The organism is Verrucomicrobiia bacterium, assembly GCA_019694135.1.
GTDB lineage: Bacteria > Verrucomicrobiota > Verrucomicrobiia > JADLBR01 > JAIBCM01 > JAIBCM01.
The window spans coordinates 106,918-126,966 of record JAIBCM010000001.1 but is presented as its reverse complement, the minus strand read 5'-3'; the positions used below and the strand labels follow the sequence as shown (position 1 = coordinate 126,966).

Below are 20,049 nucleotides of genomic sequence, written 5' to 3'. Positions count from 1 at the left end.
ATGAAATGGATACCAAGCAGTAGATGGTTGATCATCGTTTTGGCGATGGTAGGAATAGAGTTAAAGGCGCAGCCTTCGGTGCGTGTGACGCATGAAAGGTTTGAGACATGGTTAAAGGGTGAGCCGCAAGGGGTAACTTTGGGGGAAGAAGGAGTTTTGAGTTCAGGCTGGAAATTGGAGTCGGCTTTGAAAACGAATTTTTCTGTAAAGGTTATTTGGTCGGCAGTGCGTGATTCGCAAGGGAACACGTTTTTAGCGGCAGGTGATGAAGGTAAAATTTTTAAAGTTTCACCAGTAGGTGAATTAATGGAGTGGGCGAAGCTCAAAGAATCGCAAGTGACGGCTTTGGTTTGGGATGCGAAAGGAGTATTATATGCCGCTACGGCTCCAGATGGGAAAGTGTATCGTGTTAATGGAAAGGAATTGGTGGAGGAATATTTTGATCCTAAAGAGAAATATATTTGGGCTTTGTTGTGGAAAGGGAATGATTTGTATGTGGCGACGGGCACGGAAGGAAAATTGTATCGGGTTACGGCATTGGGTCAGGGCGAAGTTTTTTATGATAGCAATGAACCCAATTTGCGTTGTTTGGCTCAGGATAAGAATGGTGATCTTCTTGTTGGCACGGAGGGAAAGGGTTTGGTTTTGCAAGTGAAAGAAAAAGGTAAAGCGCTAGCGCTTTTTGATGCGCCGCGAAAAGAGATTCGACAGATTGCTGTGGATGAAAATGGGCGAATCGCATTTGCAGCTTTGGGATTGGAAGCAGCTAGTAAACCGCAACGCACTAAAATTAATCCCCCGCAAACTGAGGATAAATCTGCTAATGAAAAATTAGACAATTCAAAAAATGCAAATCAAAAGAGTGATGCGATGAATTCTTTTTTAAAGGGAGGTACGCCTTCGTTGAGTCAAGAAAGAGGTGAGGTCTATCAGTTGGAACAACCTGGATTTGCTACGGTTTTGTGGTCGGCGGATGCTTCGCCGCAGGCGTTGTTGCGTTATCGAGGAGAGTGGTTGATTGGAACGGGCGATGACGGGTTTTTGTATGGTGTGAGTGATCGAGGTGAAAAACGTGTCGTGGCGCGCGCGGAATCGAATCAAATTACGGTCTTGGTGAGTAATCAAAATAATTTGTTTGCTGCCACGAGTAATGATGGAGGATGGTGGGCTTTGAAAGCAGCTGGAGGTGATGGAATTTATCAATCAGAAGTGATCGATAGCCAGGGATTCAGTCGGTGGGGCGCTTTGCGGGTAAAAGGCGAAGTGGCGCACGTGCGAACTCGGAGCGGTAACACTGTAGAGCCGGACAAGACATGGTATGATTGGGTGGAATTGAAGGATCAAAAAGTGGTCAGTCCCGCAGCGCGTTATTTACAGTATGAGTTGTCATTAAAAACGGGTAGTGTGCGACGGGTTGATGTATTTTATACACCTAAAAATTTAGCGCCACGAATCAATGCGATTGTCGCGTTGCCTTCGGGTATTGGTTATGCGCCGATGACTGATCCGCCTCAGCCGCCACAACAAAAGACGTTGCAACAATTGCTTAATTGGGATTTGTTTGAGATGCCTTCGTTTGATCGCACGCGCATGGCTCCAGAATTGCGAGGAGGTTTGCAAACGATTGTTTGGTCGGCGAGTGATCCTAATCCCGATCAGTTGACATATCAATTGAGTTATCGCCGAGAAAATGAAAAAGATTTCAAGGTTTTAGAGAAAGAGTTGGAAGTGGCTGCTTATACTTTGGACACAATCGGTTGGGAAGATGGTATTTATTATTTTAAAGTTTCGGTGACGGATAAGAAAAGTAATGAGACGGATCCATTAAGTGATGAAAAGATTAGTGAAGGTATTTTGATTGATAACACGGCGCCGCAAATTGAGAAAATGGCTAGCGATAATGGTGTGATCACTTTTCGCGCGCGTGATCAAGGGTCTTTAATTTGGGATGTCATGATTTCGCGTGATGGAGTTGAGTTTGCAGAAATTCAGCCAAAAGATGGTGTGCTCGACTCCTCGGAAGAAATATTTGAAGCTAAGGTGAGTGGGGGAGAAAAGCTTTTTATTCGTGTTCAAGATGAAGCTGGGAATTTGGCGAGCGCTAATTATAATCCGTAAAACTTATGTTTTCGGTAAAAGAATTTTTGGATTTAACGCATTGTGAGCATCAGCCTTTGTTTGAGTCGGCGCAGTTTGTGTGGGATGCGTTGAAGCAGATTCCGAATTATCTTCAATTTCGGTTGAAACCCGCGTTTCATGGATCTTTGGTGGGTCAGCCTTTTATTGGGGAAAAGGTTTTTATCGGAAAAGGAACGGTTGTTGAGCACGGAGCTTTTATTAAAGGTCCGGCTTGGATCGGTGAAAATTGTCATATTCGCAATGGGTGTTATATTCGTGAAAATGTCATTTTAGGTAATGGCGTGATTGCGGGCAACTCTTGTGAATTTAAGAATTGTATTTTGTTGAATGAAAGTGAAGTGCCACACTTTAGTTATGTAGGAGATTCGATTTTAGGTCATCGCGCGCATTTGGCAGCGGGCGTGATTTTAAGTAATTTGAAATTGACACGAGATCATATTGTAATTCGTCATGGGGGTGAAATGATTGATACAGGGCTTAATAAGTTTGGCGCAGTTATCGGCGATGAGACGGAGGTGGGTTGCAATTCGGTAATTAGTCCTGGTTCATTATTGGGAAAACGTTGTTTGCTTTATCCCGGCACGCATTGGCGCGGAGTTTTGGAGGAGGGTTCGATTGTAAAACAGGCCAAGACGCAACAAATTGTGAAGCGCAATTTTTAGTGGCTGGCTTTTTTGACGATTTAACTTATTTTAATTTTTCCTTCTTGGAAGGGTGGCTGAGTTGGTCTAAGGCACTCGACTCGAAATCGAGCGTCCCGCTAAGCGGGACCGTGGGTTCAAATCCCACCCCTTCCGCCAAAATCGAGATTAAAATTTAAAATAAGATCAACGAAAAGCATCGAAAATGAGTAAAAGTTTAAGAAGTTTTTGAATGGTGAAGTAGAAAATATTAATGAGTTCCAAGTTTAAATCTGCTCGATTCCAGTATTTTATTTTTCATAAGCCTTACGGAGTTCTGAGTCAGTTTACCGGCGAGAGAGATCAAAGAACTTTGGCGGATTTTCATTTGCCTAAAAATGTTTATGCGGCGGGTCGTTTAGATAAAGATAGTGAAGGGCTGCTTTTGTTGACGAATGACGGCGATCTGATGCATCGTTTGTTAGAGCCTCGTTTTGGTCATCCGCGAACTTACTGGGTTCAGGTTGAGGGTGTGATGACTCGCGAAGTTTTGAAAAAGTTGTCTGATGGCGTAATGATCCAAGGTTATTGCACGAAGCCTTGTTTTGCGAAGTTATTGCCAATGACTTTTTCGTTACCGGATCGAGTGCCTCCAATTCGTTATCGTAAAAATATCCCTACTGCCTGGGTTGAGTTAACTTTGACCGAAGGCAAAAATCGGCAAGTGCGGAGAATGACAGCCCAAGTCGGTTATCCCACTTTGCGACTTATTCGTGTTGCGATTGGTAAATTAAGCTTAGGTAATTTGCCGGTAGGACAATGGCGAGAAATTGCTCTCAATGAATTAATTTCTTAGTGTGCAATAAAAAAGATAGTTTTAATGGTCTTATTGCACTCGCGAAAGGTTTATTGTGGTGCTTTCCTTAGGTTTGCCATTTTCGAAACCCGTCCATTTTTGGACTATGGAATTTTTATCAGTAAAAGTGAGGGCAAGAGCGTGCATATGAATTTCATTTTTGGATTGCAAACCACTGGGGTCAGCTAAGGAAAACTCGAGAGTGTTATCTTTAGCTTTTTCTAGTTGCAAATGAGGTTGATTGCCGAGCATGCAATAATGAGTCATGAAGACTTTTTCCCCAACAGAGTAATAAACTGAAACCATTTCATGGGGCGTGCCTTTGAAAAGATGTTCAACTAAAGTGGAGCCGCCCGAGGTGAGTTGATATTCTACCATTATCTCTTGATCTTTTCCTTGCATTTTTGTCGAGCCTTTCCACGTGCCAACGAGCTCTTTCAATCGATTAAACTCTGGCGCTATTTTTGGAGAGGGCATCGGACATTGGGAGCATTCTTCTGCTTGCAGGGTGGATTGAGTCAAAGTAAGGCTGAAAATGGCAATAAAGAGAAAAGTGAGGATTTTCATTTTGATGATTTTTATCGCTGTATCATTTAAAATCAAGCTAACAAAAGATCTATTTCATTTGAATATTACAACAAGGCTTGACGTCGAAGAAGAGGTTTGACTAAAAGTAATAGGAAAAGTTTTTGATTGGAAAAACATGATCGAGGTTAAAAATTTATCAAAGACGTTTGGCACAAAAAAGGCAGTGGATGAGGTGTCATTTCGGGTGGAAAAAGGTGAGGTGTTGGGATTTTTAGGGCCGAATGGAGCCGGCAAGTCGACGACGATGCGAATGATTACTGGTTTTACTCCGCCAACAGCAGGAACGGCTCGGATTGGCGGGCATGACATTATAGAAGATCCGATTTCGGCTCAGCGGCTATTTGGTTATTTGCCTGAAAATGCGCCTTCTTATGAAGAGTTAACGGTGCTCCAATTTTTAAATTTTTCGGCTGAAATTCGAAGTTTGCGAGGAATGGAAAAACAGAAAGCGGTGGATCGAGTTTTAGAAATGTGTTTTTTGACTACGGTAAAACATCAGTTGATTGACACGCTTTCGAAAGGTTATCGTCATCGCACTTGTTTTGCTCAATCCATTATTCATGATCCTGAGGTGTTGATCTTAGATGAGCCAACGGATGGGTTAGATCCGAATCAAAAACATGAAGTGCGCACGTTGATTCGCAATATGGGGCAAAGTAAAGCCATTATTTTTTCCACGCATATTTTGGAGGAGGTTGAAGCGGTTTGCACGCGGGCTATTATTATTGATCGGGGCAAAATTGTGGCCAATGGAACGCCACATGAGTTGAAACAACGTTCTCCTTTATCGGGTTCTATTTTATTAAAAGTTTCTGGTGTTTTGCGCGAGACATTAAAAGCGTGTTTGGCGGACGTTGCTCAAGTCAAAAAAATAAATGAACCTGTGGGTGAAGGCAGAGTATTTGAGGTTCGGTTATTTGCTAAAGAAGAGTGTAATCGTGAATCTTTTAATAAAGCGTTGGTGGAAGCGGTTTTATCGGTGAATGGAACGATAATGGAGCTTCATGAGGAAGAAGGAAAATTGGATGAAGTTTTTCGTCATCTCACGCTGCCTGACACAGAAGCACGAAAAATTCATGAAACTTTGATATGAAATCCTGGCCAGCTATTTTTACTATCGCGAAACGAGAGTTGATTGGATATTTTGCCTCGCCGATTGCTTTTATTTTTATTGTGATTTTTTTAATGTTAGCCGGTTTTTTTGCATTTATGATTGGCGGCTTTTTTGAGGCGGGTGAAGCGAGTTTGGCAAACTCCTTTTTTTTGTGGCATCCATGGCTTTGGCTGTTTTTAGTGCCGGCCATTGGCATGCGGCTATGGGCGGAAGAAAGGCGATCGGGAACAATTGAGTTGTTGATGACCATGCCAATTGCTCCGTGGTGTGCTATTGTGGGAAAATTTTTAGCAGCTTGGTTGATTCTTACGATTTCATTGGCATTAACGTTTCCGATTGTTATCACGGTTTGTTATTTGGGCGATCCTGATAAAGGAGCGATTGCAATGGGATATGTGGGCAGCTTTTTATTAGCGGGAGCTTATTTGTCAGTGAGCGAAATGACTTCGGCGATGACACGAAATCAAATTGTGAGTTTTATTCTTTCGGTGGTGATTGGGCTATTCTTAATTCTTGCAGGTTATCCTCCAGTGACCAATTTCCTTGTTAAGATTGCTCCCGATGCAAATTGGTTGGTGGACGGAGTGGCATCTTTTAGCGTGATGACGCATTTTGAGAATTTTCGAAACGGCGTTTTATATCTTGCTGATGTTGTTTTCTTTTTTTCATTAATGGTTTTTTGTCTTTTTAGCACCAGTATTTTATTGCGTGGTTATCGTGCAGGGTAGAGTTATGGCGTTACAATCTAAGATCTTGAAACATTGGCTTTTTTCAACTTTGGGGGTTGTTTCCATTTTTGTTTTATTAATTGGGTTGAATCTTATTTTTAATGTTGTTCCTAGTCGCTTTGATTTTACGGAAAGCAAGCTTTATACCTTATCGCAAGGCACTGAAAAAATTTTGCAAAAAATTCAAGGACCGATTGTTATTCGTTTTTATGCCACGCGGAAAGATACTGCCATGCCAGTATTTCTTAAGAATTATGCGGACACGATAGAAAATCTTTTGTTGGAATTTCAAAAAAAATCCAAAGGTAAAATTCAAGTAGAAACTTATGATCCTGAACCAGATTCCGATGCGGAAGATTCAGCGCGCATTGATGGCGTGCGACCTCAGCCGCTCCAAACGGGTTCTGATATTTATTTGGGGATTTCTTTTAGCGCGTTAGATCATAAAATTTCAATTCCTTTTCTTTCTCCAGAACGCGCCTCTTTATTAGAGTATGATATTGCGCGCTCTCTTGTTCAGGTAACTTCCACTCAAAAACCTGTTATTGGTATTGTGACATCGCTTCCGGTGTTTGGGGATCAGCCGGATAAAGATAATCTTTTTGTTAATCAACGTTTGCAACCGCCTTGGACCTTGATATCGGAATTGCAGCGCGATTTTGATGTGAAACCAGTAGGCTTGGATGCGGAAGAGATACCCAAAGAAATTAATGTTTTGTTGGTTATTCATCCTTTGGATTTTTCGAAAAAATTGCAATTTGCGATTGATCAATTTGTGATGCTTGGGGGAAGGTTGGCTGTCTTTCTCGATCCTTATTCGATTGCTGACATGAGTCGGGCACCTGCGGGTAATATGCCTATGCCACGAGGTTCGACTTTGGATGATTTATTAAAAGGGTGGGGCTATTCATTTGATAAAACTAAAGTGGTGGCGGATTTGACTTATAAAACGCCGATTAATCAGGGGCGTGGTGTGATTGAGTCGCCGGTTGTTTTGTCGCTCGATAAAACGGCGGTTAATTCTGAGGATCCCGCAACGAGCCAAATTGATAATTTATTATTTGCTTTTAGCGGTTTTTTCACGGGTAAACCGGTTGCCGGATTACGGCAGGAAGTTTTGGTGCATTCCAGTTCCAATGTGATGTCAACGGAAGCCATCAGTGCATATTTTCAGCCGGAAAAAGTTTTGGAAAATTTTCATTCTGATCAAACGGTGCGTTCTTTAGTCGTTCGGTTAAGCGGAAAATTCAAGACAGCTTTTCCAAGTGGACAGCCTCAAGAGGGCACTAATTCAGTTAGCGCTACGAAGCCTTTTCTTAAAGAAAGTAGTTCTGATACGTTTGTGCTTTTAGTGGGTGATAGCGATTTTTTGACTGATCAATTTTCAGTGCGCGTTCAGGGTTTTTTAGGGCAACGCATTGCTATTCCTCTGAATGGAAATCTTAATTTTGCGCAAAATCTCATTGAACAATTAGCAGGTGACAGCGATTTGATTGAGGTGCGTAGCCGTGCGACGTTGCAACGACCTTTTACTCGATTAAAACGATTAGAGGCTGAGGCTAACGAGCGCTATCGCTCGAAGATTCAAGCTTTGGAAAAAGATCTGGAAGAGACGCAAAATCGATTGAACGAGTTACAAAGTAAGAAAGGCGCTACGGATCAATTTATTGTTTCCGCTGAACAACAATCGGAAATTGATCGTTTTGCGACGCGTCGCGCTGAGGTTAAAAAAGAGTTAAAGGAATTACGAAAAGATCTGCGACATGACATCACTTCATTAGAAAATCTTTTGAAATGGATTAATATTGGAGTGATGCCTTTAGTGGTCATTATTGTAGGGTTAGTATTGTTTTTAAAACGAAAAAGAAAAAGTTGATGAAATTTACGCGTCTTCTCGTTTTGCTGTTAGTGGCTTTGGTGATTGTTACGTTCGCCATTTTTTTAAGGCAAAAAAGGCAGTCTTCATTAGCTTGGGGGCAACTGCAAACGGGACAAAAAATTTTTTCTGATCTTGATCTTAACAGTTTGACCAAGGTTCAAGTTCAGAGACTTGGGCAGACTTTAACTTTATTGAAAATCAATGGGGTTTGGCAGGTTGAAGAAAAATATGGTTATCCTGCAACTTTTTCTTTGCTGCGTGATTTTTTGACCAAAGTTGCTGAGGCTAAAGTCGTTCAAAATGTGCCTGCGAATGCCGATCAATGGAGTCAATTAGATTTGGTTTCTCCTGAAAATCAGGGTGCTGCGATTGAAATTAAATTGTTTAAAGACTCGAATCAATTAGCGACTTTATTTTATGTGGGCAAAAATCCGGCGAATGCATCCGGGCGTTATGTGAGATTGCCGCAAAAGAATGAATCGATTTTTTTGGTGAATGAACCGTTTTCGGCGCTCAATTATAAACTGGAAGATTGGTTGGATAAGCAATTTATTCGTCCTGACAAGATTGCTTCTGTCACAATCAAACCTACGGCTAAAGAGGAATGGAAATTGTTTCGAAGCAGTGAAACTAATGCGTTTGAAATGGCCGGTGTGAAAAAAGAAAAACTTGATAGTGAAAAAGTCGATAGTTTAATTCAAACTTTAAGCTCGTTGCGATTTGACGATATTTTAGAAACTAATCTTGTAAAAGAAGGTTTTAGTGATCCATCTTATGTTGAAATTGCGACATTGAATGAGAAAAGTTATCGCTTAACGGTTGGAAGTGTAACAAATGAACATTATTTCGTTAAGTTGAATGTGGGAGATAAACAGCAAGACCAAAAACATTTTGAAAAGTATATTTATTTGATTCCGAAATCTTCTTTGAACCCTTTATTGGGAGATCCGCTTTTTAAAAAATAATCAAAAAGTCTATGCAGTTGGAGACAGCGCACAACGCTTTTAAGCGTGGGTATCGATGAAGAAACCATAAATGTAGAACATCAAGGGTGCCGGGATTCAGGTCGGCTTTGTCTAAAGCTGTAATTTACCCAAAGACCACAGGTTTACCCGTGCATATCCATTAGATAGGTTCGACACTGTTTAGTCCAAAAAAGACTTTTATCGTAAAAAAAATCTGATAAAATCACATGTATGGCTGAACCAGCAATCCCGGAAAAAGTCACCTCTTCTAATCAAAGAGCGAGAGAATTAAAAATGGCAAGAGAATTAGAAAAGGAAAGAGAAGCCTCTTTAAAAACAATTGATGCGATCATGGAAGTCGGAAAGCTTGAGCTTGGTTATAAAAAAAGGTCAGAAGCACAAGAAATTAAAGTAAAAGATTGTTCTGATTCGATTGAGTTACAAACTCATCCTGTTGCGTTAGGTTATTCACATACGTCAATCCGCATTACACCTAAAGGTGAAGAATATAAAAACGATCCTCGCTTTCAACAAGTCGATGAAGCAGGTAGAAATTACACTACACTAGGTGCTGGTCCGGTCAAAAATAGATTAACTGCTGATGTAGATCGATCCAATGATATTGGTCCTCATCCAAACCGTATACCCATTGGTCTTAAAAACTGCGAAAATGAATCGATGTTAATTGAACATATTTTAGACAAATTTAGGAAATTTAAAAGCAATACAGACTATGACCTATTTCCAAAAAATTTTCGCAATCAAGTTTGGTATTGGCCAGATGATGGTCATAACTCTAATTCTTTCATATCCGGTTTAATTGATGCTTCTCATTTGGATAAACCATCGATTGATGTTGCAGTACATCCAGGCTGGGAGAAGCCTGTTCCAATAGAATATTTTAGGTCAATTCAAGATTCGCGTTATAAGTTAAATTTTGAAGGATATGATGAATTTATTGAAAAAATTGTTTTTGATGATCTTTATTTAAATGACAATGGAAAGATTAGGAACACAAGTAATATTGATAAATATGTCATGGAAAATCTGGAAATGGATGAATGCAAAGAACTCAGTGATGGTGCTGAAACATGCCCACAGCAACCAAGTTCAAAACCATTTTCTAAATACTATGATGATTATAAAAAAAGAATGGCAGATAAAAAATATTGGGACGAAGCAGTTGAAAGGCATCATGAATGTATTAAGTCTGGTGCTGGCGAAATATGTTCACAATTTTTAGAACCACGTGATGTATATGAAAGTAAACGTTCAGAGGCAATTAAAGAGGTTTTTAATAAGATTGATGACTTTAAAAAATCAGACGCATTTAAATTTATAGAAAACCAAGTCGACGGTGTTACTAAAATTTTACCAAAAATTTAAAAAATAAGTTTTTTACCTTGTTTTTTAAGCTGGTTTCAATTGAGCATCCTCCGATGACCTGATCCCATAGTGCGTTAGAAGGCTTCTTGCCTTGCGAGCATCTCCAGCGAATCGTGGAAGTAACAAAATATAAAATAATTTAAACTTCGTGTTTTTTTCACGAAGTTTAAATCAATTATTTGAATGGCTTGCTAAGCCATTTTTAATCTTTTTTCTTTTTCTTTTCTTCCTTTTTGGATTCGTGTTCTCGATCGTATTGGATGCCTGCTTTGATTTCATCCATGGCATTATCGATGAGATGAATGGCTCTTACACGATGACCGCCCTTATCGGGTGTGGCAGCTTTTAAATGGGCTTTGGCTTGGTTCAGGGCATCCATAGCTTCGCGCATGTGGTTTTCATTCGCGCGTAAAGGTTGATAGGTAAGGGTGAGAACAGTAATAAGAGGTAAAACAATTTTTAGGATTTTTTTCATAGGAATTTAAATTTGACTGAAAGTCCTAAAAGGTCAAGAGAGTGTGCAAGTTAGGAGCGTGAAATGAAAGGGTTGTTTTTGATATAGAAACGCAGTAATCGTTTGGCCCAATGTTTGGCATAATCGACGCCAATGCGGGGTCGTTTAGTAATGGTAAAAGAATGGCATTTAGTAGATTGGGCGATATAAAAATGGTCGCTAAGTAAGTCGCAAGCGTTTTGGCGTTGGTCGATTTGCATGGCGCGACAGAGAAGACCTGGTCCTTGTGTTCGCGCATGGATATTTTGGATGGGTTCGATGGCGCGTAAAAGCACGGCTGAAGCGTGGCCTTCACGTTCGGTTACCACGTTCATGCAATGATAAATTCCGTAAATGAGATAAATATAAGCGTGACCCGGAGGTCCAAACATGACTCGTGTGCGCGGTGTTAATCCTCGTGCAGAGTGAGCGGCTAAATCGTGAGGACCTAGATAGGCTTCGGTTTCAACAATTTTCCCAATGCGTGGGACGTTGTCGACCGTGTGGATGAGATATTTTCCGAGCAACTCTTGGGCAACAATGATGGTGTCACGATCGTAGAAAGAGCGTGGTAATTTCTGATAGATTTTAAGTGAGGACACAAATTTAGATAAATGATTTGGGAATAACTTTTTTGCCGGTGCATTGATAAAAAACTTTGGTGAATTCTGCTCCGAGAAAAAGAATTTGTGCTGAAAAATAGATCCAGATAAGAAAAATGATAAGTGAGCCTGCAGCGCCGTAGGCTGAAACAGCCGTGCTGTGACTGAGATATAAACCGATGAGAAATTTGCCGATGGTGAAGAGGAAGGCAGAAATCGCTGCGCCTAGCCAAACATCGGACCATCGGATTACCACGTCAGGCAAAATCTTGAAAATCATGGCAAATAGTAAAGTAATTAGGGCGAAAGAGACGCCTAGATTCACTATTTGCCAAATTAAATCTGTTTTGGGCCACCATTCTTGAAAGTAGTAATGCATGACAGAAAGAATGGTGCTGATAATCAATGAGGCAAGTAGCAGAATGCCGATGATTATAACCATGATAAAAGATAAAAAGCGGATTCGAATAAATTTAATAAAAGTATGTTGTGGAGGGCGCTCGATGTGCCAAATACTATTTAAAGAATTTTGTAATTGAGAAAAGACAGCGCTGGCCCCAAAAAACATGATGATAAAACCGAGAGTGGCCGCTAAGCCGCCGCTATGCATTTGGGTGTGGGTCAAAACGCGATTGATGATATGTGCGCCGTCGCTTCCGATGAGTTGTTCGACTTGATGGTAGAGTTCTTCACGCGCGTGTTCTTTACCAAAAAAAGTTCCAGCAAGCGCTATGGCTATAATAACAAGTGGCGCAAGTGAAAAGATAGTATAAAAGGCTAGTGCGGCTGATTTGGTGGCTGCTCTATCTTTTATCCATTCTTTAATGGTTTCTTTTAGTAAGGAGAAAAGCCGCACTGATAAGGGCATAAATTTATCTTAATGGGTAAAAATTTCATTGCAACCTTAGTTGCTAAATTAATATTTTTTTATAATTTATTATTATGAGACCCTTCATAAACAAACAAGGAGAACAAGGAAAAATTGGTTGGATTTTATTATGGCTCTTAGGCGTGCCTATTCCCATTTTAATTATTTTATTTTTAATTCGAGGTTGCACTTAGATTGTGGAAATGAGAAAGACGATCATTTCTTTTGAAAGATCGTCCTTCTTTTGAAGGAAGAATTTATTTCCTTTAATGAGTTGATCTAAACAGCCTGTGACGTTTCTTTTGTCCAAGCTTGTTGCGTATTACGCAAAGCGGTCATTCCTACGTTGGGCTCCACCATATCCCCTTCATCCGCAAGTTCCGTGACAACGATAGCGGGAGTAATTTCGCTGATTTCAACTACTAATGGAGTAATATTTTTCAAATGTTCCAAAGCGAGATCGGCAATGATGGAGTCGTGTAAGGCAAGACCAACGGTATGAAGCATCGTATAGCTTATTGCTGAAATACTAAGAGTAGTATAATCGTCGCGCAACATTTTCGAAACTTCGTGAGATCGCATTTTGTTAATTAATCCCATGGCAGAACCTGCTATGGAAGTGACAGTGCCTTTGATGGCAGAGCGAGTGCCTACATTGAAACGTGTAACTTGAATGTCTAGGCTCGCAACATGTTTTTGGCTGATGAAAACAATTTGATTAATTAAACTAACGGCTTGTGGATATCGTTTTAGATTTTCATCTTTGGCTTGAGTTTGTGTGATATCGAGAAGGTATTGATCCAAAGCTCGCATGTCAGTGACATATTGTTTTAATGTTTGGTTTTTGTCTTTCATGGTTTGCGTTTTCACGGTTAATTCCTTTCATGGTGAGGTTAATGATGGATTTTGGGACGAAACTTTTTTATGCAGAGTTAAATTGGACATGGCCGGGCCGTGAATAACCTTTCCGTAGCAATCAAAACGTGAACCGTGCGCGGGACAATCCCAGGTTTTTTCGGCTGCATTCCAACACAGTCGCGCTTTGAAATGAGGACAAACTGCTGACATTTCGTGATAATTGCCTTGCTCATCACGATAAACGGCAACTTGTTCTAAGCCGTGTTGAATAATAGCCCCTTGGCCGGGTTTTATTTTTTTTTCCTGTATCTTGGGAGTAGGAATCCATTTCGTATATTGGCATATGACATTCCAATTTTTTTTCGCATAATTTTTAAAAATTTTCCACGGGGCGCGAGAGGGATCATAAATTTCAGCCCAAGGATTGTTGCGTTGCTGAATCAAATCGGTAAGAAGCAGGCCAGCAATCGTGCCATGAGTCATGCCCATGCCGGAATCACCCGTGGCAATATAAATGTTTTTTTCTTCAGCGGGATTAAGACCAATAAAAGCCAAGCCATCGAGCGTTTCCATGATTTCGCCTGACCAAAAATAAATGGGATCACTAGCTTGAGGAAAGTGATTTCTGGTCCATTGACTCAATCGCTGAAAGCGTTCGAAAGAATTTGTTGCTTGGCCAGTTTTATGGTCTTCACCGCCTACGATTAAAATATTTTTCGCATTATCTGTCGGAGTCGTTTCTGATTTTGTCAGACGAATATAATGATACGGATCCCAAGTATCCCAATAGAGACCCGATTTCAAACTCCCAACAGGTATTTCAACGCCAATGGCATAAGTTTGATATGCAGTTTGTTTGGTGTGAATGGCAAATCCATTAATAATGGGTGTATTGGTCGCTAGCACCAAGGCTTTGGCTTCAATTTGAAATCCTTGATCCGTTTTTATTTTAATCGAATCGCCATTTTCTATTTCAGTCATTGCTGTTTGCGTAAAAATTTTTCCTCCACAGTTATGGATTGCTCGCGCTAACCCTTGAAGGTAAAGAAGCGGATGAAATTGTGCTTGGTTAGGAAAAAGTAGATAATCATGATCTTCCAGACCGGTAATAGGCAAACCCGATGCGATTCGAACATCAATTAATCCCGCTCGATGTGCGGCCTCCAATTCTTTTTCAAGTTCGGGAGATTTAGGGTCTGGAGAAAAAAGGCGACCATCTAAACGTTGAAAATCGCAGTCAATATTTTCTCGTTTGATAATGGTCTCAATTTTATCAATAGCTTCGGTATGGCTTTGGGCCGCTAATTTTGCTTTTGCCAAACCATGTAGCTGCTCAATGCGATAGTAACGATCATCAATGGCGTTGGATAAGTGAGCGGTAGTTTTTTGGGTTTCTCCTGCAGCTAAAATTTTAGCCTCTAAAACGATAACGTTAACTCCTTCGCACGCTAAAAAATAGGCGGTCGATAGCCCCGCGATTCCCGCTCCAACTACGCAGACTTCAGTTTTTAAATTGTTGGATAAAGGCGGATGCGAAATTTTGGGCAAACTCTTCATCCAATACGATAGCGTTTGGCTACTCATACTCATAAGCTTGAAATCTTATTTGCGATTTTGTTTAACGTTGCAGCTTGTAAGACTGCAACGTGGTGAGTTAGACAGGAGGATTACGCCGACCAAAGAAGAGTGATATAATGAAAAGCACTAGGAATATGAAAAATAAAATTTTGGCAATTCCTGCGGCTGTTCCTGCAATCACTCCAAATCCTAATACTCCTGCGATAATGGCAATGATTAAAAAAGTAATGGCATAACCTAACATGGCTGCCTTCTTTCTAATTATGGGTTTGTTTCTTCAAACATTTCTTCAACTTCTTCCCGACTTTTTCCAAGTTTTTTTTGGATGTTACCGACGAGTTCGTCTTCTTTTCCTTCAGTGTAAACCAAGTCTTCATCGGTTAATTGTCCATATTTTTGTTTCAATTTACCTTTAATTACGTTCCAGTTTCCTTTTAATGATGTTTTGTTCATACTTTAATCTAAAGAAAAAACGCGATGACGCAAATGAGGCGAGGTTTCATTGCGTTGCTAATGTGTTAATATGTTATTACATTTTTAGTATGACGATTCTTTATGATGAAGCTTGTGCGGAGTATGAAAAAGAGGGGCATCCAGAGGCGGCTTTTCGTGTTCAAGACACTTGGTCTTATTTGCAGCGGCAGCATGGAGAGCGCTGGCATTGGCAAAAGCCTTTGTCATCAGTGATTACAGAATCAGATTTGCAACGGGCGCATGATAAAAATTATTTGGAAGATTTAAAACAGATTCGTAAAGATTTCGATGAGGATACGCCTTGTTATCCTGATGTGTTTCATTACGCCGTGCAAGCTGCGAGCGCAGCTTTAGAAATGATGCATATTGCGAAACAAGGAGAGCCAGTTTTTTCTTTGATGCGTCCGCCAGGGCATCACGCGACACGCGATCAAGCAATGGGTTTTTGTTATTTAAATTCTGTTGTCATTGCTGCTTTGAAAGCGCTAGAGGAAAATGCGAAGGAGCGAATTACGATTTGGGATTTTGATGCGCATCATGGTAATGGAACTGAGGCAATTGTTTTGGGGCATCCGCAGATCCGTTATGTTTCGGTGCATCAATCGTTATGTTATCCTGGCACAGGTTTAGTTTCTCAAGAGAACTGTTTTAATTATCCGGTAGAACCTTATATTTCAGCTCGAGAGCATATGGAAGTTTTGCGTCAATCTTGGAATAAAGTTGTGGATTTTTCGCCTACGCTTGTATTAGTTTCGGCAGGATTCGATGCTTATACTCAGGATCCCTTAACACAGCTTTCTTTGGAGAGAGAAAATTTTGCGGAATTGGGAAATTGGTTGCACCATGCTGGGTTGCCTTCAGGCGCGCTTTTGGAGGGGGGATACAGTCGCGACTTGCCTTATTTAGTGGATGGTTTTTTGGTGGGATGGGATTTAGGTGATTAGTGGAATTTAATTATTTTGCAATTCGTAGGATAGGATACTCAGTGAAAAAATGGCGGCGGTTTCGCTTTTCAGAACGATGGGACCTAATGTGACGGGTTGACAACCTTGAGAAAGAGCGAGATTGATTTCAGCGGGTGTGAAATCGCCTTCGGGACCGATGAGGATGCTAATATGGTTAGGTTTTTTTTGATGGTCTTGATGGTGGCGAGAAAAAATGGTTTTGAATGTCATGGCACCGGGTTGTAAGGAGCCAATTAAACTAAGATCTGAATCAAAACGAGTTTCGAAATAGTCGCGTACGGTTAAAAGGGGGTGGAGTGTTGGTAGCCAGTTTTGACCGCATTGTTTGGCGGCTTCGATGATGAGTTGCTGCCATTTTTCTCGTTTGTTTTCCGCGCGTTGTTCTTCGAGTTGAACGATGGTGCGTTCGGAAATGAGTGGAATAATATCGGTTACGCCCAGTTCTGTGGCTTTTTGCAATAGGTTATCCATTTGTTTTGCTTTGGGGATGGCTTGGACTAGGGTGAGGCGGTAATTGGGGCGCGGGGTGTGATGTAGGTTTAACTGTTTTAAGGTGAGACGATTTTTTTCAACACTCAGGATTTCATTCATGGTTTCATTGCCGCGTCCATCGAATAAAACGATGCGATCTCCGACCTGATGACGAAGGACGTGTAGGCAGTGATGGGCTTCTTCGCCAGTTAGGAGTAGTTCTTGAAGGGTAGGCTGATAAAACCGGTCGATGGCCATGAAGATTATTGTTTGAAGAAGGCTTTGGCTTTTTCAAAGAAGGAGCGATGAGCAGGGTAATTTTCGTGGTGACTGAGTTTGGAAAATTCTTCAAGTTTCTTTTTTTCTTCCACGCTGAGTCGCGTGGGGACTTCGATGGTGGTGCGGATATGGAGATCGCCAGCGATTTTTGTTTTGAGGTCTGGGATGCCTTTGTGACGCAAGCGAAAAACTTTTCCATTTTGTGTGCCTGCGGGAATTTTTAAGGTGGAAGGGCCTTGCAAGGTGGGGATTTCTATTTCACCACCTAGAGCTGCGATGGGAAAGGGAATAGGGATTTCGCATAAGAGATGGTTGCCTTCGCGATGAAAAAGTGGATGCGATTGGACGTGGAGAATGACGTATAAGTCACCTGCTTCACCGGTTCGAAAGCCGGCTTCGCCATTGCCGGTGGAGCGAAGACGCGTGCCGGTTTCCACGCCGGCTGGAATGCGCAACGGGATGGTGGAGGTTTTTTCTACGCGCCCGTGCCCGTGACATTTGTGGCAGGGTTTATCGATGGTTGAGCCTTCGCCTTGGCATTGGGGGCAGGTTTGCATCATGGCAATAAAACCGCCTACAGAAGTTCGGACTTGGCCGACACCATGACAGGTGGAACAGGTAATTTTTTGGGCGCCTTCAGCTGCGCCGTTACCGTGACAGGATTCGCATTGGCTGAGTTTGCGGACTTTAATTTCTTTTTCGCAACCGAAGACAGCTTCTTCGAAAGTGAGCTCTAAATCGTAGCGCAGATCGGCGCCTCGATATTGGTTTTTCTGACGACCGGAAGATGTGCCAAAAAAATCGTCAAAGATGCTGCTACCTCCTCGACCACCTCCGAATACTTCTCGGAAAATTTCGAAGGGGTCGATGTGCATGCCAGCGCCAAATCCGTTGCCACCACCGCCGTTGGCAAATGCGGCGTGACCATAACGGTCGTAAGCGGCGCGTTTGTCAGGATGACTTAATACTTCGTAAGCTTCACCAATTTCTTTAAATTTTTCTTCTGCCGCTTTGTCGTTGGGATTTTTGTCGGGATGATATTTAACAGCCAGTTTACGATAGCATTTTTTAATTTCTTCCGTGCTCGAGCTCCGAGTTATTTCCAGAACTTCATAATAATCTCGTTTGGTGGTCATAATTCGAGGTTTAACGTGGTAATTTAGTAAGAGACTTCTTTTCCTTTAGCTACGATAACGGTTGCGGGTCGCAAGAGACGATCTTTTAGTTTGTAGCCTTTTCGAAGTTGTTGCAAAACGATGCCGTCGTCAGCGGTTTCAACTTCTTGATGTGAGACGGCTTCGTGCCAATGTGGATCGAATGGGTGACCCAAAGCGTCGATGGGTTCGACGCCCACTTGTTTTAAAACGTTGAGGAGTTGATTGTAAGCAAGTTGCATGCCTTGAACAATGGGGTCGGTATTTTCTTTGGCAGCTTCCAAGCCCAGTTCGAAGCTGTCGAGAACGGGCAAGAGTTGTTCTAAGAGTGATTCATTAGCAAATTTGATGGCGTCTTCTTTTTCGCGAGCGGCGCGCTTGCGATAATTATCAAAATCGGCCACGGTTCGGAGCAAACGATCTTTGAGTTGATCGACTTCAGCGATTGGGTCGGAACCTAGATTTTTTAAATAATCGGTTGCTACTAAGGTGCAGGCTGGTTGTATGGGCGAATGTTTATGTGACATAGAGCGTAATTAAGGTAAGGTCATCGGTGGGTAAGGCGGAATCTCGATAGTGTTTGATTTTTTTGATAATATTTTCGAGCAGAAATTGGGCGTGACCCGTTTTGGGGCCATTTTTTTCTATTGTTTCAATTGATTGTTTTAATCTTTCCATTCCAAATTCTTCTTCGTTGTTATTTTGGGTTTCGTTGACACCATCGGTAAAGAAGGTAACGGAATCACCCGATTGCAGTGTGATAACACTGTCTTGAATTAGTCTATCGAAGCGTTCTCCTTTGTCAATGCCCAGGGCCATGCCTGGAGACTCAATAGGGGTAAGTGTGGCTTGAGTGCTATTGTAATGTAGAGGTATTTCGTGGCCGGCTCGAGCGATTGTTAAGCTGTTGTTTTTGATATCGACGATGGCGTAACAGGCGGTGATAAAAAGGTTATCGCAACAATCTGCATTTAATCGTCGATTCATTTCTTTTAATAAAGCGCTGGGAGAAGAGTGGGTAGGTGCCAGGTGACGAAAATGGGTCAGAGCGAGAGTCATTACTAATGCTGCTGGCAAGCCTTTTCCGGCTACGTCGGCAATCAAGATGCCGAGGCAATGGTCGGAGAAAGAAAAAAAGTCGTAAAAATCACCGCTTAAATATTGTGCAGGTTGGTAGGTGCTAGCGAGTTCTAATTGAGCAAAAGTCGGAGGTGTTTTAGGAAGGAGATGTTTTTGAAAAGTGAGCGCTTTGTTAATGTCGCTTTGGGAAAAGGGGGAGGGTAGGGAGGGAGTAGAAGGTTGAGTTGTGGTAGAAATTTTAGATTGCGGCTTTCTTAATGCAAAGAAAATCAGTGTAAGAAAAAGACAAATCAAAAAAACAATCAGAATCAAGGCCATGAGAGACCTTTTAGGGGCTAGGTGGTTGCAGTGGAAGGTTGTTTTTTCTGATTTTTTTGTTTTTTTGCGCTTCGATGAAGGTAGTCGACGACTTCTTGAAATTGTTCGCGGTTGCTTTCTTTAATTTTAATAAGGGTTTCGTGGGCGTCCAACATGGTTTGAGTGGTTTCGGGTTTAGTGGCTTCTTCACCTTGAATCGGTTCCAGAGGTGGAAAGTTGGAAGTGTCAGATGGGCTGGAAGGAATGACGATGAGGGAATCGAGCCCCATATTTCGAATGAGTTCTAGATTACGATTTTGCAAGTTAACTAAAGAAAGCTGAAGGTTAAGTTGGCGTGTTTGTAAAGCTAATCCAGCTAGCACACCAAGAAAAGTGCTGTCGAGGCCGGTGCAGGGATCAAAATCAATTGTTAAATTCACAACTCCTTGATTTAAAATGTCTTGAGTTGTATCTTTAAAAACGCAAGCGTTCTTGTAAGAACCTTTTCCGCGAATCTGAAAATAGGCCTTCTCCTCCTTCTGACTAAACCAAAGGGTTTGTTGTGTCACAGTTGTTATTATAAACCCTGAAAAAGGATCGTCAAATGATGAATTTGAGTAAGTGTTAAGTTTTTTATAATCAAATAATTAATGGA

Annotated in this window: 22 protein-coding genes and 1 tRNA gene; 10 read left to right on the top strand and 13 right to left on the bottom strand. The window is 41.4% G+C overall.

What is annotated here, in order from left to right; all coding sequences use genetic code 11:
- The 4 genes from K1X66_00640 to K1X66_00625 all read left to right on the top strand — a co-directional run bounded on the left by K1X66_00640 (position 1) and on the right by K1X66_00625 (position 3,615).
- Positions 1 to 2,118 carry a WD40 repeat domain-containing protein gene (locus K1X66_00640; GenBank protein ID MBX7156880.1) on the top strand — a complete coding sequence of 706 codons (2,118 nt, stop codon included), beginning with the start codon at positions 1 to 3 and terminating at the stop codon, positions 2,116 to 2,118.
- A gap of 5 nt (positions 2,119 to 2,123) precedes the next feature.
- The gene (locus tag K1X66_00635; protein MBX7156879.1) at positions 2,124 to 2,801 is read left to right on the top strand and encodes a UDP-N-acetylglucosamine diphosphorylase; all 678 of its coding nucleotides are present in this window, start codon (positions 2,124 to 2,126) and stop codon (positions 2,799 to 2,801) included.
- A 46-nt stretch (positions 2,802 to 2,847) separates the two neighbouring features.
- Positions 2,848 to 2,939: transfer RNA gene (locus K1X66_00630), tRNA-Ser, on the top strand.
- 94 nt (positions 2,940 to 3,033) lie between these two features.
- Positions 3,034 to 3,615, top strand: coding sequence for a pseudouridine synthase (locus tag K1X66_00625; GenBank protein ID MBX7156878.1), 582 nt, complete (start codon positions 3,034 to 3,036; stop codon positions 3,613 to 3,615).
- A gap of 30 nt (positions 3,616 to 3,645) precedes the next feature.
- Here K1X66_00625 and K1X66_00620 read toward each other — a convergent pair whose 3' ends face one another.
- Positions 3,646 to 4,182: a hypothetical protein gene (locus K1X66_00620; protein MBX7156877.1), complete on the bottom strand. Its 537-nt coding sequence runs from the start codon at positions 4,180 to 4,182 to the stop codon at positions 3,646 to 3,648.
- 136 nt (positions 4,183 to 4,318) lie between these two features.
- On the opposite strand from K1X66_00620, the gene K1X66_00615 reads away from it, so the two are divergent.
- The 5 genes from K1X66_00615 to K1X66_00595 all read left to right on the top strand — a co-directional run bounded on the left by K1X66_00615 (position 4,319) and on the right by K1X66_00595 (position 10,275).
- The gene (locus K1X66_00615) at positions 4,319 to 5,296 is read left to right on the top strand and encodes an ATP-binding cassette domain-containing protein (protein ID MBX7156876.1); all 978 of its coding nucleotides are present in this window, start codon (positions 4,319 to 4,321) and stop codon (positions 5,294 to 5,296) included.
- Positions 5,293 to 6,045, top strand: a complete 753-nt coding sequence (locus K1X66_00610) for an ABC transporter permease (protein ID MBX7156875.1) — start codon at positions 5,293 to 5,295, stop codon at positions 6,043 to 6,045. The genes K1X66_00615 and K1X66_00610 overlap by 4 nt, the downstream gene beginning before the upstream one ends.
- Positions 6,046 to 6,049: 4 nt before the next feature.
- The gene (locus K1X66_00605) at positions 6,050 to 7,921 is read left to right on the top strand and encodes a Gldg family protein (protein ID MBX7156874.1); all 1,872 of its coding nucleotides are present in this window, start codon (positions 6,050 to 6,052) and stop codon (positions 7,919 to 7,921) included.
- On the top strand, positions 7,921 to 8,889 hold the full coding sequence (locus K1X66_00600) for a DUF4340 domain-containing protein (GenBank protein MBX7156873.1): 969 nt from the start codon (positions 7,921 to 7,923) through the stop codon (positions 8,887 to 8,889). Before K1X66_00605 ends, K1X66_00600 begins: the two co-directional genes overlap by 1 nt.
- Positions 8,890 to 9,120: 231 nt before the next feature.
- Positions 9,121 to 10,275, top strand: coding sequence for a hypothetical protein (locus K1X66_00595; protein MBX7156872.1), 1,155 nt, complete (start codon positions 9,121 to 9,123; stop codon positions 10,273 to 10,275).
- A gap of 202 nt (positions 10,276 to 10,477) precedes the next feature.
- Here K1X66_00595 and K1X66_00590 read toward each other — a convergent pair whose 3' ends face one another.
- The 7 genes from K1X66_00590 to K1X66_00560 all read right to left on the bottom strand — a co-directional run bounded on the left by K1X66_00590 (position 10,478) and on the right by K1X66_00560 (position 15,127).
- Positions 10,478 to 10,750, bottom strand: a complete 273-nt coding sequence (locus K1X66_00590; GenBank protein MBX7156871.1) for a hypothetical protein — start codon at positions 10,748 to 10,750, stop codon at positions 10,478 to 10,480.
- Positions 10,751 to 10,800: 50 nt separating this feature from the next.
- Positions 10,801 to 11,355, bottom strand: coding sequence for a DNA-3-methyladenine glycosylase (locus K1X66_00585; GenBank protein MBX7156870.1), 555 nt, complete (start codon positions 11,353 to 11,355; stop codon positions 10,801 to 10,803).
- Positions 11,356 to 11,374: 19 nt separating this feature from the next.
- Positions 11,375 to 12,238, bottom strand: coding sequence for a YihY/virulence factor BrkB family protein (locus tag K1X66_00580; protein MBX7156869.1), 864 nt, complete (start codon positions 12,236 to 12,238; stop codon positions 11,375 to 11,377).
- 279 nt (positions 12,239 to 12,517) lie between these two features.
- Positions 12,518 to 13,108, bottom strand: a complete 591-nt coding sequence (locus tag K1X66_00575; GenBank protein MBX7156868.1) for a hypothetical protein — start codon at positions 13,106 to 13,108, stop codon at positions 12,518 to 12,520.
- Positions 13,109 to 13,120: 12 nt separating this feature from the next.
- Complete coding sequence (locus tag K1X66_00570) at positions 13,121 to 14,653, bottom strand: FAD-dependent oxidoreductase (GenBank protein MBX7156867.1); 1,533 nt, start codon at positions 14,651 to 14,653, stop codon at positions 13,121 to 13,123.
- A gap of 97 nt (positions 14,654 to 14,750) precedes the next feature.
- A complete protein-coding gene (locus K1X66_00565; GenBank protein MBX7156866.1) occupies positions 14,751 to 14,918 on the bottom strand; it encodes a DUF1328 domain-containing protein in 168 nt (55 codons plus the stop codon).
- Positions 14,919 to 14,935: 17 nt separating this feature from the next.
- Positions 14,936 to 15,127, bottom strand: a complete 192-nt coding sequence (locus K1X66_00560) for a CsbD family protein (protein ID MBX7156865.1) — start codon at positions 15,125 to 15,127, stop codon at positions 14,936 to 14,938.
- Between the two features lie 89 nt (positions 15,128 to 15,216).
- On the opposite strand from K1X66_00560, the gene K1X66_00555 reads away from it, so the two are divergent.
- The gene (locus tag K1X66_00555; protein ID MBX7156864.1) at positions 15,217 to 16,092 is read left to right on the top strand and encodes a histone deacetylase; all 876 of its coding nucleotides are present in this window, start codon (positions 15,217 to 15,219) and stop codon (positions 16,090 to 16,092) included.
- 6 nt (positions 16,093 to 16,098) lie between these two features.
- On the opposite strand, the gene K1X66_00550 is transcribed toward K1X66_00555, so the two are convergent.
- The 5 genes from K1X66_00550 to K1X66_00530 are packed head-to-tail and all read right to left on the bottom strand — an operon-like array spanning position 16,099 to position 19,963.
- Positions 16,099 to 16,842, bottom strand: coding sequence for a 16S rRNA (uracil(1498)-N(3))-methyltransferase (locus tag K1X66_00550; GenBank protein ID MBX7156863.1), 744 nt, complete (start codon positions 16,840 to 16,842; stop codon positions 16,099 to 16,101).
- 5 nt (positions 16,843 to 16,847) lie between these two features.
- Positions 16,848 to 17,999, bottom strand: a complete 1,152-nt coding sequence (gene dnaJ / locus K1X66_00545; protein ID MBX7156862.1) for a molecular chaperone DnaJ — start codon at positions 17,997 to 17,999, stop codon at positions 16,848 to 16,850.
- A 23-nt stretch (positions 18,000 to 18,022) separates the two neighbouring features.
- Positions 18,023 to 18,544 carry a nucleotide exchange factor GrpE gene (grpE, locus tag K1X66_00540; protein ID MBX7156861.1) on the bottom strand — a complete coding sequence of 174 codons (522 nt, stop codon included), beginning with the start codon at positions 18,542 to 18,544 and terminating at the stop codon, positions 18,023 to 18,025.
- Positions 18,534 to 19,415, bottom strand: coding sequence for a serine/threonine-protein phosphatase (locus K1X66_00535; GenBank protein MBX7156860.1), 882 nt, complete (start codon positions 19,413 to 19,415; stop codon positions 18,534 to 18,536). Before K1X66_00535 ends, grpE begins: the two co-directional genes overlap by 11 nt.
- 17 nt (positions 19,416 to 19,432) lie before the next feature.
- Positions 19,433 to 19,963: an STAS domain-containing protein gene (locus K1X66_00530; GenBank protein ID MBX7156859.1), complete on the bottom strand. Its 531-nt coding sequence runs from the start codon at positions 19,961 to 19,963 to the stop codon at positions 19,433 to 19,435.
- Positions 19,964 to 20,049 lie beyond the last annotated feature (86 nt).

What these genes read in the sequence shown, in the direction of transcription:
- K1X66_00640 (MBX7156880.1), top strand. Translation starts at nt 1, where the DNA reads ATGAAATGGATACCAAGCAGTAGATGGTTGATCATCGTTTTGGCGATG.
- K1X66_00635 (MBX7156879.1), top strand. Translation starts at nt 2,124, where the DNA reads ATGTTTTCGGTAAAAGAATTTTTGGATTTAACGCATTGTGAGCATCAG.
- K1X66_00625 (MBX7156878.1), top strand. Translation starts at nt 3,034, where the DNA reads ATGAGTTCCAAGTTTAAATCTGCTCGATTCCAGTATTTTATTTTTCAT.
- K1X66_00620 (MBX7156877.1), bottom strand. Translation starts at nt 4,182, where the DNA reads ATGAAAATCCTCACTTTTCTCTTTATTGCCATTTTCAGCCTTACTTTG.
- K1X66_00615 (MBX7156876.1), top strand. Translation starts at nt 4,319, where the DNA reads ATGATCGAGGTTAAAAATTTATCAAAGACGTTTGGCACAAAAAAGGCA.
- K1X66_00610 (MBX7156875.1), top strand. Translation starts at nt 5,293, where the DNA reads ATGAAATCCTGGCCAGCTATTTTTACTATCGCGAAACGAGAGTTGATT.
- K1X66_00605 (MBX7156874.1), top strand. Translation starts at nt 6,050, where the DNA reads ATGGCGTTACAATCTAAGATCTTGAAACATTGGCTTTTTTCAACTTTG.
- K1X66_00600 (MBX7156873.1), top strand. Translation starts at nt 7,921, where the DNA reads ATGAAATTTACGCGTCTTCTCGTTTTGCTGTTAGTGGCTTTGGTGATT.
- K1X66_00595 (MBX7156872.1), top strand. Translation starts at nt 9,121, where the DNA reads ATGGCTGAACCAGCAATCCCGGAAAAAGTCACCTCTTCTAATCAAAGA.
- K1X66_00590 (MBX7156871.1), bottom strand. Translation starts at nt 10,750, where the DNA reads ATGAAAAAAATCCTAAAAATTGTTTTACCTCTTATTACTGTTCTCACC.
- K1X66_00580 (MBX7156869.1), bottom strand. Translation starts at nt 12,238, where the DNA reads ATGCCCTTATCAGTGCGGCTTTTCTCCTTACTAAAAGAAACCATTAAA.
- K1X66_00570 (MBX7156867.1), bottom strand. Translation starts at nt 14,653, where the DNA reads ATGAAGAGTTTGCCCAAAATTTCGCATCCGCCTTTATCCAACAATTTA.
- K1X66_00565 (MBX7156866.1), bottom strand. Translation starts at nt 14,918, where the DNA reads ATGTTAGGTTATGCCATTACTTTTTTAATCATTGCCATTATCGCAGGA.
- K1X66_00560 (MBX7156865.1), bottom strand. Translation starts at nt 15,127, where the DNA reads ATGAACAAAACATCATTAAAAGGAAACTGGAACGTAATTAAAGGTAAA.
- K1X66_00555 (MBX7156864.1), top strand. Translation starts at nt 15,217, where the DNA reads ATGACGATTCTTTATGATGAAGCTTGTGCGGAGTATGAAAAAGAGGGG.
- K1X66_00550 (MBX7156863.1), bottom strand. Translation starts at nt 16,842, where the DNA reads ATGGCCATCGACCGGTTTTATCAGCCTACCCTTCAAGAACTACTCCTA.
- dnaJ (MBX7156862.1), bottom strand. Translation starts at nt 17,999, where the DNA reads ATGACCACCAAACGAGATTATTATGAAGTTCTGGAAATAACTCGGAGC.
- grpE (MBX7156861.1), bottom strand. Translation starts at nt 18,544, where the DNA reads ATGTCACATAAACATTCGCCCATACAACCAGCCTGCACCTTAGTAGCA.
- K1X66_00535 (MBX7156860.1), bottom strand. Translation starts at nt 19,415, where the DNA reads ATGGCCTTGATTCTGATTGTTTTTTTGATTTGTCTTTTTCTTACACTG.